This is a genomic window from Agromyces seonyuensis (assembly GCF_009789225.1).
Taxonomy (GTDB): domain Bacteria; phylum Actinomycetota; class Actinomycetes; order Actinomycetales; family Microbacteriaceae; genus Agromyces; species Agromyces seonyuensis.
The window spans coordinates 1-15,899 of the sequence record NZ_WSTA01000091.1 but is presented as its reverse complement, the minus strand read 5'-3'; the positions used below and the strand labels follow the sequence as shown (position 1 = coordinate 15,899).

Sequence of the window (15,899 nt, the reverse complement as noted above, 5' to 3'; positions counted from 1 at the left end):
GCGCGCGTCGCCGCGTCCGCCGGACGCTCCCGAGCGCGACCCGCCCGCGCCGCCGGCGCCGCGCACGGCGCGCTGCGCCTCCCCGAGGTCGATGCCGAGCATCCGCGCGAGCTCGCGCGTGTACGCCGGACGCAGGGAGACGTCCTTGATCTCGGCGACGATCGGGGCGGCCTTGCGCAGGGCTCCGACGCGTCCCTCGACCGTGTTCAGGTCGAAGGCCGCGATCGTGTGGCGGAGGACGAACTCGAACATCGGCGTCTTCGCGTCGACGAGCCCGCGCACGGCGGCGTCGCCGCGCTGCAGGCGCAGGTCGCACGGGTCGAGCCCGTCGGGGGCGACGGCCACGAACGTGGCCGCGCTGAAGCGCTGCTCCTCGGCGAAGGCGCGCATGGCCGCGCGCTGCCCCGCTTCGTCGCCGTCGAAGGTGAAGACGACCTCGCCGCCGCCCTCGTCGCCGAGCACGCGACGGAGGATCTTGATGTGGTCGACGCCGAACGCGGTGCCGCACGTGGCGACCGCGGTCGTGACGCCCGCGAGGTGGCACGCCATGACGTCGGTGTAGCCCTCGACGACGACCACCTTGCGCGAGCGCGAGATCTCGCGCTTGGCCAGGTCGAGGCCGTAGAGCACCTGGGCCTTGTGGTAGATCGACGTCTCCGGGGTGTTGAGGTACTTCGGGCCCTGGTCGTCGTCGTAGAGCTTGCGGGCGCCGAAGCCGACCGTCTGCCCGGTGACGTCGCGGATCGGCCACACGAGCCTGCCGCGGAATCGGTCGTAGATCCCCCGGTCGCCCTGGGACACGAGCCCGGATGCCGCGAGCTCCTCGTCGGTGAAGCCGCGCGAGCGCATCGCCTTCGTGAGGGCGTCCCAGCCCTTCGGCGCGTACCCGACGCCGAAGCGGGCGGCGGCGAGCGGGTCGAAGCCGCGCCCGCCGAGGAACGCCTGCGCGGCGCCCGCGTCGGCGTCGCCGAGCCGGGCCGCGAAGAACTCCGCCGCGGCCTGGTTGGCGGCCAGCAGCCGCGCCCGGTTGCCGGTCTCGCGCGCCGGGCCGCCGTCTTCGTAGTGCAGCTCGTACGCGAGCCGCCCCGCGAGACGTTCGACGGCCTCGGCGAAGGTGACGTGGTCCATCTTCTGCAGGAACGAGTAGACGTCGCCCGATTCGCCACACCCGAAGCAGTGGTAGTACCCGTGGCCGGGGCGCACGTGGAAGCTCGGACTGCGCTCGTCGTGGAAGGGGCAGAGCCCCTTCAGCGACCCCACGCCCGCCGATTTCAGGGTGACGTGCTCGCCGACGATATCGGCGATGTTCGTGCGGGCCTTCACCTCGTCGACATCGCTCTGTCGAATCCTGCCCGCCATAGCGATACAGCCTAGCCGCCGCTGGTCGAGCAGCGGCGGTCCCGCGTATCGAGACCGCGTGAGCAGTGCGCTTCGGTCTCGATACGCTTCGCTACTCGACCGACGAGCAGGCGCTCAGTCGCGCACGAGTCGTTCGGCCCAGGCGATCGCGCCCTGGTCGGTGAGGCTCGCGACCTGGTCGACGATCACGCGCTTGCGCGCGCCGTCGTCGCCTGCCGCCTTCCAGTCCTCCGCGAAGCCGGCCTCGAGGTGCTGTTCGCCGGTCTCCAGGAGCACCGAGGCGAGCGCTTCGAGCAGTTGCCGCTGCTGCGTGTAGATCGGCTGGCGGGTGCCCCGGCTCATCACGTGGGCGGCGACGATGCCCTTCAGCACGGCGATCTCGGCGCGGATCTCGCGCGGCACGACGACGTCGGCCTCGAACCGGATGGTCGACGCCTGCGGGTAGGCGTCGCGCGTGGCGGCCGTGGAGGCCTGGGCGAAGCGGCCGATCAGCTGGCTCGTCAGGTTCTTCAGGCGCGCCTGGTCGAGGCGGCTGCCGTCGTAGGAATCGAGCCACACGTCGAGCGAGTCGAGGCGGTCGAACGCGGCCATGAGCTCGTCGCGCGAGTGCGACCCGCCGACCCACTCGTGCATGGCGTCGACGAGGGCCGCGTGGTCGACGCGCGCCCCGAGCTCGCTGACGTCGATGAAGCCGTTGACGACGGCATCCTCGAAGTCGTGCACGGAATAGGCGATGTCATCGCTGAGGTCCATGACCTGCGCCTCGACGCAGAGGCGCCGCTCGGGCGCGCCCGCGCGGAGCCATCTGAAGGCGTCGAGATCGGAGTGGTAGAAGCCGAACTTCGCGCGGCCCGACGGGTCGGCGACGCTCGTCGCCTCCGGCCACGGGTACTTGCAGCTCGCGTCGAGGCTCGCGCGGGTGAGGTTGAGGCCGTAGGACGTGCCGTCCGGTCCGATGACCTTCGGCTCGAGGCGCGTGAGCAGCCGCAGCGTCTGCGCGTTGCCCTCGAACCCGCCGATGTCGGCCGCCCACGTGTTGAGCGCCTTCTCGCCGTTGTGCCCGAATGGCGGGTGGCCGAGGTCGTGCGCGAGGCACGCGGTGTCGACGACGTCGGGGTCGAGCGCGAGGTCGGCGGCGAGTTCGCGCCCGATCTGGGCGACCTCGAGCGAGTGGGTGAGGCGGTTGCGGGCGAAGTCGAGTCCCGCCGTGGGGCTCAGCACCTGCGTCTTCGCCGCGAGGCGCCGCAGCGCGCTCGAGTGCAGCAGGCGCGCACGGTCGCGCGCGAAGTCGCTGCGCCGACTGTAGTGCTCCTCCGGGAAGCGCCGATCCTGGTCGGCGGCCTCGTAGCCGCCGAACAACCGCGCCACCCTCAGCCGCCGCTCGTGTCGAAGGCGTCCTCGACGAGTCCGGCCCGGTGGGCGCTCGCCAGTTCGCGGGAGTCGAGCCAGCCCTCCGGCAGTGCAGGGGTCTTCGGGGTGCCGGCACGGCCGCGCGGCCCCTCGGCGCCCTCGCCCGGGTACGGCATCGACCAGTCGAGCTCGCCGAGCAGCTCGTCGAGGTGGGCGAGCGTCTCGGTCTGCGCGAGACGGGCGCGCAGGTCGCCGCCGACCGGGTAGCCCTTGAAGTACCAGGCGACGTGCTTGCGGATGTCGCGGCAGCCGCGCAGCTCGTCGTCGAAGAAGTCGACGAGCAGCTCGGCGTGGCGCTTGAACGCCTGCGCGACCTCGCCGAGGCTCGGCTGCGCCTTGCGATCGCCGCCGGTGAACGCCGAGGCCAGGTCGCCGAAGAGCCACGGCCGCCCGAGGCATCCGCGCCCGACGACGACGCCGTCGGCGCCCGTCTCCGCCATCATGCGGAGCGCGTCGTCGGCCGACCAGATGTCGCCGTTGCCGAGCACGGGCACGCTCGTGACCGTCTCCTTGAGCTTCGCGATCGCCGACCAGTCGGCCTTGCCGGAGTAGAACTCGCTCGCGGTGCGCCCGTGCAGCGCCATGGCCGCGACGCCCGCGCCCTCGGCGATGCGGCCGGCCTCGAGGTAGGTGAGGTGGTCGGCGTCGATGCCCTTGCGCATCTTCACCGTGAGCGGCAGCGGACCGGCGGCCTTGACGGCTCCCTCGACGATGTCGCGGAACAGGCCCGTCTTCCACGGCAGCGCGCTGCCGCCGCCCTTGCGCGTGACCTTGGGCACCGGGCAGCCGAAGTTGAGGTCGATGTGGTCGGCGCGGTCCTCCGCGACGAGCATCGTGACCGCCTCGGCGACCGTCTTCGGGTCGACGCCGTAGAGCTGGATGCTGCGGGTCGTCTCGGACTCGTGGTGCGTGATGAGGCGCATCGATTCGGGGGTGCGCTCGACGAGCGCGCGGCTCGTGATCATCTCGCTGACGTAAAGGCCAGCGCCGTATTCGCGGCACAGCCGACGGAACGCCGTGTTGGTGATGCCCGCCATCGGCGCGAGCACGACGGGCACGTCGAGCTCGATCGGGCCGATCGAGAGCGGCCGGGCTGGGGCGGGGGCAGTCGAAGTCATCGTGGGTATTCTCCCAGATGAGCGCCGGAGTGCGCTGGGCGTCGCCCGGACGCTGCCCGTGAACGAGAGGTGCGACGACGATGAACGATGCGGACGAGCCCGCCGGCGGCGGAGTCGCGCGGGTCGAGGCCGACGCGCTGGCGCGCGGCCTGGCGATCGAGGTCGTGCAGCGGCCCGCCGCGAACTCCCTCGAGGAGGCGGCCGAGCTCATGGGCATCCTGCCCGGCGACATCGTGAAGTCGCTCGTCGTCAAGCGCCACGACGGCGACTACCTGTTCGCCCTCGTGCCGGGCGGTCGCAAGATCTCGTGGCCGAAATTGCGCGCCCTCGTCGGCGTCAACAAGCTGCAGCTGCCCGACGCCGAGCGCGCATTCGAGGCGACCGGCTACCGGCGCGGCACGATCACGCCGCTCGGCTCGTCGACGCCGTGGCCCGTCTACCTGGATGCCTCGGTCGCCGGCCGGCGCGTCTCCCTCGGCGCGGGCGAGCACGGCCGCTCGCTCTTCGTCGAGGCCGACGCCCTCGCCGTCGCGTTCGGCGCGGTCGTCGCCGACATCAGCGACCCGGAGTGATCCCGGAGAGCCCGCAGGTCGAGGAGCACAGCCTCCCGCCGGTCGAGGAGCGCAGCCTCTCGAGACCCGGAGAGCCCCGCCGGTCGAGTAGCGAAGCGTATCGAGACCCGGTGAGACGGCCGAGTCTCGATACCGAGCGCCCCCTCGACCAGCGGACCACTGATCAGTAGCGCACGACGATGCGCCCGTCGACCTTGCCCTCCTCGAGTTCCGCGAAGATCGCGTTGATGTTCTCGATGCGGTCCTCGGCGACGGTCGGGTGGATGAGGCCGCGCGCGTAGAAGTCGAGGGCCTCGACGAGGTCCCGCCGCGTGCCGACGAGCGAACCGCGCACCGTGATGCCGCGCAGCACGATGTCGAAGATCGGCGCCGGGAAGTCGCCCGGGGGCAGCCCGACGAACACCGCGGTGCCGTTGCGACGGGTCATCCCGATCGCCTGGCCGAAGGCCGAAGGGTGCACGGCGGTGACGAGCACGCCGTGGGCACCGCCGTCGGTCGCCTCCACGACCGCGGCGACCGGGTCGCCGTCGAGGGCGTTGACCACGACCTCGGCGCCGTGCGTGCGCGCGAGCTCGAGCTTGTCCTCGGCGATGTCGACGGCGACGACGCGCAGGCCCATGGCGACGGCGTACTGCACGGCCACGTGGCCGAGCCCGCCGATGCCGGAGATGACGACCCACTGGCCCGGGCGGGCCTCGGTCTGCTTGAGGCCCTTGTAGACGGTGACGCCGGCGCAGAGCACGGGCGCGACCTCGACGGGGTCGGCGCCGTCCGGGATGCGTGCGGCGAAGCGCTCGTCGACGAGCATGTACTCGCCGAAGGAGCCGTCGATCGTGTAGCCGCCGTAGACGGCGTTCGGGCACAGCGTCTCGTTGCCGGTCTCGCAGAACTCGCAGGCGCCGCAGGCGCTCCACAGCCACGCGTTGCCGACGAGATCGCCCACGGCGAGCGCGGTGACGCCCTCGCCGACGGCCACGACGCGGCCGACGCCCTCGTGGCCCGGGATGAGGTCGCCCTTCGGCTTGACGGGCCAGTCGCCGTGGGCGGCGTGGAGGTCGGTGTGGCAGACGCCCGTCGTGAGGTTCTTGACCAGCGCCTGTCCGGGGCCGGGTGCCGGGATGCTCACGCGCTCGACCGAGAGCGGGGCTCCGAGTTCGTGGACGACCGCGGCACGCATCGTGTCGGTGGCGGTGACGGTGAGGACGTCGGTCATGGTGCTCATTCCTCCATTGGCTGGCCGGTGGTGTTCCGGTGGGCTCCGGGCTTCCCGAAGCCACTTCCAGTCTAGATTGTTGAACAATCATGGACAGAAGGCGTGCCACTCGTCCCATCGGAACGACGAACCGCCCGCGGCCGAGGTCGGCGGCGGGCGGTTCGGTCGCGTTCGGTCAGACCGCGCGGTCGGCCGGCACGACCGGCGCGTCCTCGAACCCGGGGAACGTGCAGGCGTCGCCCTCGCACACGGGGGCGCCGAGCGCTCCCGGCAGGAGCGTCAGGGCGGGAGCGTCCACGGGCGCGGCAGCCCCCGTCGGCTCGGCGCTCACGCGGCCTGCTCCTCGGCGAGCTGCGTCAGCACATTGGAGAAGACCTCGGCCGGCTGGGCGCCCGAGACGCCGTACTTGCCCTCGAAGACGAAAAAGGGCACGCCCTGGATGCCGTAGGCGCCGGCCTGCGCGATGTCGGCCTGCACGGCGTCGTGGTACTCGCCCGACTCGAGCGCCGAACGGGCGGCGTCGGCGTCCAGGCCGACCTCCGCGGCGTAGGCGACGAGGTCGTCGACGCGGTTCACGTAACCGCCCTCCTCGAAGTAGGCCGAGAGCAGGCGCTCGTTCAGCTCGAGCTGCTTGCCGTGCGCCTTCGCGAAGTGCAGCAGTTCGTGGGCCTTCAGGGTCTTGGTGTGCTTGACCTGGTCGAAGTCGTAGTGGAGCCCGGCCTCGGCGGCGATGCCGGTGACGCGCTCGAGCATCTGCTCGACCTGGCCGACGGGCATGCCGCGCTTGCCGGCGAGGTACTCGGTCGTCGACCCCACGAAGTCGGCCGGGGTGTCGGGCGAGAGCTCGTACGAGTGGTACGTGATGTTCACGTCGGGGGCGTCCTCGCCGAGGGCGGCGATGCCGGCCTCGAGGTGGCGCTTGCCGATGAAGCACCACGGGCAGGCGATATCGGACCAGATGTCGATGTTGATCGGGTTGCTCACGACGCCAGTCAACGTCACGACCCTGGGAAACATTCCGAGACGGTGCGTCGCGTCGATCGATCGGCGGCTGCCCGCCGGCGGGCGGGGCCGGCGCGCAGCGGCCCCGCCGAGCCGGTCACGCCGTGAGGATGCGGGTGACCTCGGCGACGACCGTGTTGTCGCGCGGCGCCTCCGGGTCGTCGGTGCGCCGGGTGAGGATCGCGATCGTGCGCGTCGACTCCCCCGGCCGCCACAGCACGCCCGCGTCGTTGACGACGCCGTACGAGCCGCCGCCCGTCTTGTCGGCGAGGTCGTAGGGGCGGTCGAGACCCGCGCGCATCCGGGCATCCGACGTGCGGTTGCGCAGCATCCAGGCTCGGAGCCGGGAGCCGACGAGCACCCCGGCGGCATCCTCGAGCACGAGGGCGCGGTAGACCCGGGCGATGTCGGCCGGCGTCGTGGTGTCGCGCGGGTCGCCGGGCGTCGCCTCGTTGAGCTCCGGCTCCCACCGGTCGAGCCGGGTGGAGCGCGCCCCGAAGCGCGCGGCGAACGCGCCGATCGCGGCCGGTCCGCCGAGCTCGCGCAGCAGGTAGTTGCCGGCCGTGTTGTCGCTGAAGCGCAACGCGGCGTCGGCCGCGAGCTCGGGCGTCGCCTCGGTGAGTCCCTCGAACACCTGCGAGTCCTCGACGACCGTGCCGACGGGCTGCGGCGTGGTCCAGTACTCCTCGTCACACGCGCGCGCTTCGATGAGCGCGGCGGCGGCGAGCACCTTGAAGAGGGAGCACATCGGGAACGTCTCCGTCGCGCGGTACGCGAACGAGTCCCGACGTGCGGCGCCCGACATCGCGACGCCGATGGTCACGCCGGTGCGGCGCTCGATGGCGGCGATATCCCGCGTCATGCGTGCGGCGTCCGTACCGAGGCCGCTGCGCGGTGCCGCCGCGGCGGCCGGCTCGGCGAGGACCACCGCCGCCCCGGCCGCCGAGGCACCGCCGAGGGCGAGGAGCGAACGTCGTGAGATTCCGTGCGTCTCTGTCATGCCGCGAGTCTGGGCGCGCGGCGCGCACCCGGGCAAAGCACCGGAAGCCGCCATCGATGCGACAGTGGAATGCATGACCCGGCAGCTCGACCTCCGCGCGGCGTGCGAGGCGTTCGTCGCCGTCGCCCGTCGCGAGAGCTTCACCGCCGGCGCGACCGCTGCCGGGCTCACGCAGTCCGTCGCCAGCCGCCGCGTCGCCGCCCTCGAAGCGCACCTCGGAGCTCCGTTGTTCGAACGGAGTTCCCGCCGCGTGGAGCTCACGGCCTTCGGCCGCGGCGTGCTCGCGAGCGCGATCAAGCTCGTCGACGCGGCCGCCGAGCTCGAGGACGACGCCGAACGCGCCCGACGCCGGCCGATCGCCCTCGCGGTGCCCGGCTTCGTCGACGCCGCCGCGGCCGCCCGGCTCTGCGCCGACGCCGCCCCGGACGCCGTGCTCGAACTCGTACCGGCGACGCCGGCGGAGCGCGCCGACGGGCTCCGGTCGGGCCGGTTCGAACTGGCGCTCCTGCACGTCGAGCCGGACCGCGCCGAGTGGTCGAGCCCGCTCGGGGTCGCCTCGGCGACGCGCGGCAGCGCGCCGCGGCCGTTCCACTTCGCCGAACTGCGGGGCGGCCGGGGCGCGGCGCGGCTCCGCCGACTGCACCTCAGTCCCGAGGACGACGTGCCTCAGGTGCGCGACCGCGTCGAGCGGGTGCGCAACGGCGCGGGGCTCGTGCCGGCGCAGCTGCGGGTGGCCGCCTCGACGATCTCGGCCATGGCGGCCGCGCACGGCGACGACCTCGTGCTCGCCACCCCGGTCGAGGCGGCGGCCCACGGCCTCCACTGGCATCCGCTCGGCGAGCTCCATCTCGGTCGCGGCTACGCGCTCGGCCACCGCGATGCGGCGCTCGCCGGTCGGGTGCGCGAGGCGATCGGCGAGCGAATCCCGGCCCTCCTGGGCGCGACCGCCCGCGTCCCGGCAGGGGCGAGCGCATGATCGGCTCGCGGGCCTCGGAGCGCGAGGCCGCCGCGCTGCTGCGTGAGGCCGGCCTCACCGCCTCGGTGCTCGTGCGCGACCTCCGCGACGGCCGCGAGCTCGGCATCGACGCCGACCGGGCGTTCCCGCTCGCCTCCGTGGTCAAGCTCCCGCTCGCCCTCGCGGTGCTTCTCGACGCCGACGCGGGCATCCTCGCCCTCGACGAGCGCATCGCGCTCGACCCGGCCTCGCGCACGCCCGGGCCGACCGGCTACTGCCGCTTCCGGCATCCCACCGAGGCGGCGGTCGAAGACCTGCTCTACCAGGCGATGTGCGTGAGCGACGACACCGCGGCCGACGCCCTGTTCGCGCGCTGCCCGCCCGAGCGGGTCACGGCGAGGATGCGCGAACTCGGCATCGCCGACGTGACCGTGCGGCATGCGATCTCCGAACTGCACGCCACGCTCGCGAGTCGGCTCACGCCCGACGAGCAGCCGCAGGCGCTCGCGCTCGCCATCCGCGCCTCGACCTCCGGCGGCGGGCACCTCGTGCCGCAGCTCGACGTCACGAATGCGAACGCCGGCACCGCCCGCGCGCTCGTGGATCTCCTGGAGCTGATCTGGGGCGACCGGCTCTCCCCGACCGTCGCGGCCGAACTGCGTGGCCTCCTCGCCGAGAACCTGCTGCGGCACCGTCTCGCCCCCGACCTCGAATCGGATGACGCCCGCTGGCACTCCAAGACCGGCACGTTCCTGCACCTGCGGCACGAGGTCGGCGTGCTCGAGCACGCCGACGGCGGCCGGTTCGCGATCGCCGTCCTCAGCGAGTCGTCCGTGCCCGCCTACCGGCAGCCGGGCGCGGAACAGGCGCTCGGCGCGGCGGCCCGGGTGCTCCACGACGAGCTGCGCGCGACCGCGCCGCATCCCGCCCGCAGGCCCGCGACGCTCGCGCGGTGACTCCGGTCGACGGCGCCGCCTCGTCGATCGACGGACGAGAGTGCTCCGGCGAGCGCGAGCGCTACCATCGGCGGATGCCCGCTCCCCGGCCGCTCGGACCCGACGACGATCTGCCCGGGCTGCCGCGTCGCATCCTCGTCGCCGGCGCATCGGGCGCGGGCAAGACGACGCTCGCCGAGCGGATCGCGGCGCGCACGGGCATCCGCCATCAGGAGATCGACGCGCTGTTCCACGGGCCCGGCTGGGTGCGTCGCCCCGAGTTCGAGGCGGACGTCGACGCGTTCACGTCGGGCGAGGCCTGGGTGACGGAGTGGCAGTACGACCGCGTGCGGGAGCGCCTCGCGGCGCGGGCCGACCTGTTCGTCTGGCTCGACCTGCCCCGCGCGACGGTGCTCCGGCGGGTGACGGGTCGCACGATCAGCCGACGGGTGCGACGTTCGGAGCTCTGGAACGGCAACCGCGAGGCGCCGCTGCGCACGATCTTCACCGACCCCGACCACATCATCCGCTGGTCGTGGCGCACGCATCCGCTGCTCGCCGAGCAGGTCGCGGCTGCCGCGGCGGCGAACCCGGAGACGCTCCGCATCGTGCGGCTCCGCCGGCCGGCCGAGGTCGAGCGCTGGCTGCGCGGCCCCTTCGAACGGGCGCTCGCCGGCTGAGGCTGGGCGCCCGGCGCGGCGGTGCGCCGAAGCGAGGCCTGCGGGAGTCGGGCCGATCCCTCAGAGGGCGTTCGGGGCGTCCACCGCCCCGCCGAAGCGGCGCGTGCGCTGGGCGTAGATCATGATCGCGCGCCAGAGCTCTTCGCGGGAGAAGTCCGGCCAGAGGGTGTCGAGGAAGACCATCTCGGCGTAGGCCGACTGCCAGAGCAGGAAGTTCGAGGTGCGCTGCTCGCCGCTGGAGCGCAGGAACAGATCGACGTCGGGCAGTTCGGGCACGTAGAGGCGCTTCGCGATCGCCTTCTCGTTGACGGCGCTCGGGCGAAGCCGGCCGGCGGCGACGTCCTCGGCGATGGCGCGCACGGCATCCGCGATCTCGTTGCGCCCGCCGTAATTGACGCACATCGTGAGCGTCAGTCCGGTGTTGCGCTTGGTGAGCTCTTCGGCGCGCTGCAGCTCGGAGATGACCGAGCCCCACAGGCGGGGCTTGCGGCCCGCCCAGCGGATGCGGACGTTCCACTCGTTGAGCTGGTCGCGGCGGCGGTGCAGCACGTCGCGGTTGTACCCCATGAGGAAGCGCACCTCCTCCGGCGAGCGCGCCCAGTTCTCGGTCGAGAACGCGTACACCGAGAGGTGCTTGACGCCGATCTGGATCGCCCCGGCGACGACGTCGAGCAGCACCTCCTCGCCGGCCTTGTGCCCCTCGATGCGGGTGAGGCCGCGCTGGTTGGCCCAGCGGCCGTTGCCGTCCATGACGACGGCGACGTGGTCGGGCACGGCGGCCGCGGGCAGCTCCGGCGGGTAGAGGCCCGTCCAGTCGAGCGGGCGATACGGGACGGCGTCCTTGTGGGTGTACGGCTTGGGGCTCATGCGCGGGGCTCAGGTGCTTTCAGGCTCTGGGGTTCACGGGAGACGTGCGGCAGCGAGCGGAGTCCCCGCTCGAGGTGCCACTGGGTATAGGCGGCGACGATGCCGGAGGCTTGGGCCTGATCGCCGGGCGGCGCCGCCTCGGCGAGGGCCCAGTCGCCCGTCAGCAGGGCGGCGAGCAGGTCGACGGTCGAGGGCGCGACGCGCGGCGTGCCCGGAGGCGCGCACGTCTCGCACACGACGCCGCCGAGCTGCACGATGATCGCGCTGTGCGGGCCCGGCACGCCGCAGCGGGCGCAGTCGCCGAAGGACGGCGCCCAGCCGGCGAGGGCGAGCGAGCGCAGCAGGTAGGAGTCGAGGGTCAGGGTCGTCGGATGCTCGCGCCGGGCGAGCGAGCGCAGCGCGCCGACGAGCAGGAGGTATTGCTGCAGCGAGCCCTCGGATTCGGTGAGCTTGTCGGCGGCCTCGACCATGGCGTTCGCGGCCGTCCACGCCTCGTAGTCCTGCGAGATCTCCGCCCCGTAGGCGCCGATGGAGTCGGCCTGGGTGACGATGTCGAGGCTGCGGCCCTCGCTCAGCTGCAGGTCGGCGACCATGAACGGCTCGAGCCGGGCACCGAACTTCGACGCCGTGCGCCGCACGCCCTTGGCGACCGCGCGCACCTTGCCGTGCCGGCGGGTCAGGAGCGTGAGGATGCGGTCGGCTTCGCCCAGCTTGTGGGTGCGCAGCACGACGGCTTCATCACGGTAGAGGGGCACGGTTCGATCTTCCCACCTTCCGCCGACCGCGAGCCCGCGGCGGTGCCGGGCGGCGCCTCGGCGGCTTGGCATGATGGCAGTGGCCCGGCACGGGCGGGAAGGCGGCAGGCACGTGGAGACGACCTTCGTGGTCCCCCTGTGGGTGGATCTCGTCGCGGTGGGAGTCGGCGCCCTGCAGGGCGCCCTGTTCGCCGGACGGTTGAAGGAACGGCGCATCGACCTGCTCGGCGTCGCCCTCATCGGCGTCGTCGTCGGACTCGGCGGCGGCCTCCTCCGCGACATCCTGCTGAACGAGCTGCCCGTCGCGATGCGCACCAACTGGTTCCTGCTCGTCGCCGTCGGCGCCGCACTGCTCGGGATGCTCCTGCAGCGCCTGTTCAACCGGCTCAACGCCCTCATCATCGCGCTCGACGCCGTCACGATCGGCCTGTTCGCCGCGATCGGCACGTCGAAGGCGCTGCTCGTCGTCGGCGTCCCCGAGATCCCGGCGATCTTCGTCGGCATCGTCTCGGCGGTCGGCGGCTCGATCCTCCGCGACGTCTCCCTCAACCTGCCCATCGCGCTCATGCACGTCGGCTCGCTCTACGCCGTGGCCGCGGGCGCCGGCACGGTGCTGCTCGTCGCGCTGTGGTCGTTCGACGTCGACATCGTCATCGCGTCCATCGCGTGCGCCGTCGTCACCACGGTCATCCGGCTCGGCTCGGTACGCTACGGCTGGAGCCTGCCCGAGCAGCGCGCGATCGGCAGCTGGCGCGTCTGGCGCCGCGCCTAGGACGGCGCGTCGGCTCAGGCCGCAGCGGGCGCCGTCGTCGGGTCGGCGAGGATGCCCGAGAAGACGAGCTCGGCGGCGCCGACGAGCAGGTTGCCGGCGCCGGACTCCGCGCGGACGATCGACACGTCCGACGCGGCGCCGGGCAGCGCCGTGCGTCGCACGATCTCGATGAGCCGGTCGCCGGTCGCCTCGAGCAGGTCGCCGAGGAAGCCGCCGAGCACGATCACTTCGGGGTTGACGACGTTGACGGCGTCGCGGAGCGCGGCGCCGAGCGCGACGAGCTGTCGGTCGACGACGTCGGCGGCCGGGCCGGGCTGCTCGATCGCCGCGACGAGGGCGTCGAGGAGCTCGTCGGCGCCGTCGACATCGAGTCCGGCGGCCGTGCGCAGTGCCCCGAGCTCGACGATGGCCTGCAGGCAGCCCGTGGAACCGCACCGGCACCGCGGTCCGGCGGGATCGACGAGCACGTGGCCGAGTTCACCGGCGAAGCCGGAACGCCCGCCGAGCAGACGACCGCCGACGACGAGGCCGCCGCCGATGCCGCTCGCGCCGCCGTTGAGGTAGACGAAGTCGCCCGTGCCGGCAGCGGTGCGGTGCTCGGCGAGCACGCCGCAGTTCGCATCGTTCGCGGCGAACGCGGGCAGCCCCGTCGCCGCTTCGAGCATGCGCGCGAACTCGACGCCGTGCCAGTCGAGCGCGGGCGCGAGCTCGACGAATCCTCGGTCGGAGCGGACGAGCCCGGGAACGGCGGCGCCGACGCCGAGCACCCGGAGCGCTCCGGACTCCCGTTCGGCCGCGACGCCCTCGACGATGCCGGCGACGAGGTCGACGACCTCCGCGGGCGAGGGCGGCCGCTGCTGCGCGAATCGGAAGCGCCGCTGCACGTCGCCGCCGAGGGAGACGAACGCGATCACGACGGCATCCACCTCGGGGTGGACGACGATCGCGATCGTGGCGGGATCGGGAACGACGACGAAGCTCGGCCGGCCGACGCCGCCGCGCTCCTCGGGCGCCTGCTCGACGACGAGCCTGCGCCGCACGAGCTCGCCGACGATCGCGGCGATGGTCGACCGGTTGAGCCCGGTGGCGCGCGTGAGCTCGGCACGCGTCGAGCGGCCCGAGCGGTGCACGATGCCCAGGATGTCGGCGAGGTTGCGGCGCCGCACGTCCTCGAGTGCGCGGTGGCGCTCGGGCGCGACGGCGCGGATCTGCTCGCTCATCGACGTCCCTCCTCGTGTCCGGCATTATCCGGTTCGGAACAACATAACAGTCGAGCCCGGAGACGTTCGGCCCGGTGGTTCCCAACGGCACGACCGGGTTGATATGTTGTTTCGCATGATCAAAGTCGACCAGACCTCCCCCGCACCCACCCTCGAGGACAAGTTCACCTTCGGCCTCTGGACCTTCGGCTGGGCCGCGCAGGACCAGTTCGGCAGCGCCACCCGTGCGCATGTCGACACCGTGTACGCCGTCGAGCAGCTCGCCGAGCGCAACGTCTACGGCATGACCTTCCACGACGACGACCTCTTCGCGTTCGGCTCGACCGACGCCGAGCGCCAGGCCGAGATCGACCGGCTGAAGGGCGCCCTCGACGCCACGGGCCTGAAGATCCCCATGGTCACGACCAACCTCTTCAGCCACCCCGTCTTCAAGGACGGCGGCTTCACCTCCAACGACCGCGACGTCCGCCGCTTCGCCGTCCGCAAGGTGCTGCGCAACCTCGACCTCGCCGCCGAGCTCGGCGCCGAGACGTTCGTCATGTGGGGCGGCCGCGAGGGCGCCGAGTACGACGCCGCCAAGGACATCCAAGGGGCGCTCGCCCGCTATCGCGAGGCCGTGAACCTCCTCTCGGAGTACGTCCTCGACCAGGGCTACTCGCTGCGCTTCGCGATCGAGCCCAAGCCCAACGAGCCCCGCGGCGACATCCTGCTGCCGACCGTCGGCCACGCCCTCGGCTTCATCGAGACCCTCGAGCACCCCGAGATGGTGGGCCTGAACCCCGAGGTCGGCCACGAGCAGATGGCGGGCCTGAACTTCACGGCCGGCATCGCCCAGGCCCTCGACGCCGGCAAGCTCTTCCACATCGACCTCAACGGCCAGCGCGGCGTGAAGTTCGACCAAGACCTCGTCTTCGGACACGGCGACCTGCAGAACGCGTTCTCGCTCGTCGACCTGCTCGAGCACGGCGGCCCGAACGGCGGCCAGGCCTACACCGGCCCCCGCCACTTCGACTACAAGCCGAGCCGCACCGAGGACCCCGAGGGCGTCTGGCGCTCGGTCGACGCCAACATGCGCATGTACCTGCTGCTCAAGGAGCGCGCCGCGGCCTTCCGCGCCGACCCCGAGGTGCAGGAGGCGCTCGCCGCATCCAAGGTCGCCGAGATCCAGCAGCCGACCCTGAACGAGGGCGAGGGCTACGCCGAGCTCCTCGCGGACCGCAGCGCGTACGAGGACTTCGACGCCGAGGCGTACTTCGACGGCAAGGGCTTCGGCTTCGTGCGCCTCCAGCAGCTCGCGCTCGAGCACCTGATGGGCGCGCGTTGACCCAGCGTCTCGTCGCGGGCGTCGACTCGTCGACCCAGTCGTGCAAGGTCGTCGTCCGCGACCTCGCGACGGGGCGCCTCGTGCGCAGCGGGTCGGCGCCCCACCCGGGCGGCACCGAGGTCGCGCCGGATGCCTGGTGGGACGCACTGCTCGCGGCGATCGCCGACGCGGGGGGCCTCGAGGACGTCGACGCGATCTCCATCGCGGGCCAGCAGCACGGCATGGTCGTCCTCGACGAAGCCGGTCGCGTCATCCGCGACGCCCTGCTCTGGAACGACACGCGGTCGGCGCCCGCCGCCGAGGCGCTCATCGCGGAGTTCGGCCGCACCGAGCTCATCGAGCGCACGGGCTCGAGCCCGGTGGCCTCGTTCACGGCGACGAAGCTGCGCTGGCTCCGCGACGCGGAGCCGGGGGCCGCGGCGCGCGTGGCGGCCGTCGCGCTCCCCCACGACTGGCTGACGTGGCGGCTGCGCGGCTTCGGCCCGGAGCGGCCGGCGCTCGAGGAGCTCGTCACCGATCGTTCGGATGCGAGCGGCACGTCGTACTGGTCGCCCGCGACGGGCGACTACGACCGCGAGCTCCTCGTCGCCGCGCTCGGGCACGACGCCGTGCTCCCGCGCGTCCTCGGCCCGTCCGAGGCGGCGGGCACGACCGCGGCGGCGCCCGGCGTGCCGGCGGGCATCCTCGTGGGCCCCGGCGCCGGCGACAACGCGGCCG

At 72.9% G+C, this 15,899-nt stretch carries 17 protein-coding genes; 7 read left to right on the top strand and 10 right to left on the bottom strand.

Annotation, left to right across the window (positions count from 1 at the left end; genetic code table 11):
- From dnaG to dusB, 3 genes are all read right to left on the bottom strand, one after another.
- Positions 1–1,359: DNA primase (dnaG, locus tag GB864_RS15655; protein ID WP_160426631.1), on the bottom strand; the 1,359-nt coding region annotated here is incomplete at its 3' end.
- A gap of 114 nt (positions 1,360–1,473) precedes the next feature.
- Entirely contained in the window at positions 1,474–2,733 is a 1,260-nt protein-coding gene (locus GB864_RS15650) for a deoxyguanosinetriphosphate triphosphohydrolase (RefSeq protein WP_160426634.1), read from the bottom strand.
- On the bottom strand, positions 2,730–3,887 hold the full coding sequence (gene dusB / locus GB864_RS15645) for a tRNA dihydrouridine synthase DusB (RefSeq protein WP_160426630.1): 1,158 nt from the start codon (positions 3,885–3,887) through the stop codon (positions 2,730–2,732). The genes GB864_RS15650 and dusB overlap by 4 nt, the downstream gene beginning before the upstream one ends.
- Positions 3,888–3,967: 80 nt before the next feature.
- Here dusB and GB864_RS15640 point away from each other — a divergent pair, with 80 nt between their 5' ends.
- Positions 3,968–4,459, top strand: a complete 492-nt coding sequence (locus GB864_RS15640; protein WP_160426629.1) for an aminoacyl-tRNA deacylase — start codon at positions 3,968–3,970, stop codon at positions 4,457–4,459.
- 163 nt (positions 4,460–4,622) lie between these two features.
- Here GB864_RS15640 and adhP read toward each other — a convergent pair whose 3' ends face one another.
- The 4 genes from adhP to bla form a co-directional block, all read right to left on the bottom strand.
- Positions 4,623–5,636: an alcohol dehydrogenase AdhP gene (adhP, locus tag GB864_RS15635; protein WP_160426633.1), complete on the bottom strand. Its 1,014-nt coding sequence runs from the start codon at positions 5,634–5,636 to the stop codon at positions 4,623–4,625.
- Positions 5,637–5,847: 211 nt separating this feature from the next.
- Positions 5,848–6,003 carry a hypothetical protein gene (locus GB864_RS15630; RefSeq protein WP_160426628.1) on the bottom strand — a complete coding sequence of 52 codons (156 nt, stop codon included), beginning with the start codon at positions 6,001–6,003 and terminating at the stop codon, positions 5,848–5,850.
- Positions 6,000–6,656, bottom strand: coding sequence for a DsbA family protein (locus GB864_RS15625; RefSeq protein ID WP_160426627.1), 657 nt, complete (start codon positions 6,654–6,656; stop codon positions 6,000–6,002). Before GB864_RS15625 ends, GB864_RS15630 begins: the two co-directional genes overlap by 4 nt.
- 115 nt (positions 6,657–6,771) lie before the next feature.
- Complete coding sequence (bla, locus tag GB864_RS15620; RefSeq protein WP_160426626.1) at positions 6,772–7,674, bottom strand: class A beta-lactamase; 903 nt, start codon at positions 7,672–7,674, stop codon at positions 6,772–6,774.
- Between the two features lie 73 nt (positions 7,675–7,747).
- Between bla and GB864_RS15615 the strand changes: the two genes are divergently transcribed.
- From GB864_RS15615 to GB864_RS15605, 3 genes are all read left to right on the top strand, one after another.
- Positions 7,748–8,650, top strand: coding sequence for a LysR family transcriptional regulator (locus GB864_RS15615; protein WP_160426625.1), 903 nt, complete (start codon positions 7,748–7,750; stop codon positions 8,648–8,650).
- Positions 8,647–9,585, top strand: a complete 939-nt coding sequence (locus tag GB864_RS15610) for a serine hydrolase (protein ID WP_160426624.1) — start codon at positions 8,647–8,649, stop codon at positions 9,583–9,585. The genes GB864_RS15615 and GB864_RS15610 overlap by 4 nt, the downstream gene beginning before the upstream one ends.
- A 74-nt stretch (positions 9,586–9,659) precedes the next feature.
- Complete coding sequence (locus GB864_RS15605; RefSeq protein WP_160426623.1) at positions 9,660–10,244, top strand: P-loop NTPase family protein; 585 nt, start codon at positions 9,660–9,662, stop codon at positions 10,242–10,244.
- Between the two features lie 60 nt (positions 10,245–10,304).
- Here GB864_RS15605 and GB864_RS15600 read toward each other — a convergent pair whose 3' ends face one another.
- Both GB864_RS15600 and recO read right to left on the bottom strand, forming a co-directional pair.
- Positions 10,305–11,111 (bottom strand): isoprenyl transferase, encoded by an 807-nt coding sequence (locus GB864_RS15600; RefSeq protein ID WP_160426622.1) that lies wholly within the window; start codon positions 11,109–11,111, stop codon positions 10,305–10,307.
- Positions 11,108–11,866, bottom strand: coding sequence for a DNA repair protein RecO (recO, locus tag GB864_RS15595; protein ID WP_160426621.1), 759 nt, complete (start codon positions 11,864–11,866; stop codon positions 11,108–11,110). Before recO ends, GB864_RS15600 begins: the two co-directional genes overlap by 4 nt.
- Positions 11,867–11,978: 112 nt before the next feature.
- Between recO and GB864_RS15590 the strand changes: the two genes are divergently transcribed.
- A complete protein-coding gene (locus GB864_RS15590) occupies positions 11,979–12,638 on the top strand; it encodes a trimeric intracellular cation channel family protein (protein ID WP_336604036.1) in 660 nt (219 codons plus the stop codon).
- Between the two features lie 14 nt (positions 12,639–12,652).
- On the opposite strand, the gene GB864_RS15585 is transcribed toward GB864_RS15590, so the two are convergent.
- Positions 12,653–13,858 carry an ROK family transcriptional regulator gene (locus GB864_RS15585; RefSeq protein ID WP_160426620.1) on the bottom strand — a complete coding sequence of 402 codons (1,206 nt, stop codon included), beginning with the start codon at positions 13,856–13,858 and terminating at the stop codon, positions 12,653–12,655.
- Between the two features lie 115 nt (positions 13,859–13,973).
- Here GB864_RS15585 and xylA point away from each other — a divergent pair, with 115 nt between their 5' ends.
- Positions 13,974–15,182 (top strand): xylose isomerase, encoded by a 1,209-nt coding sequence (xylA, locus tag GB864_RS15580; RefSeq protein ID WP_160426619.1) that lies wholly within the window; start codon positions 13,974–13,976, stop codon positions 15,180–15,182.
- A partial coding sequence (locus tag GB864_RS15575; protein ID WP_272898207.1) for an FGGY family carbohydrate kinase occupies positions 15,179–15,899 on the top strand: 721 nt, incomplete at its 3' end. The genes xylA and GB864_RS15575, both read left to right, overlap by 4 nt.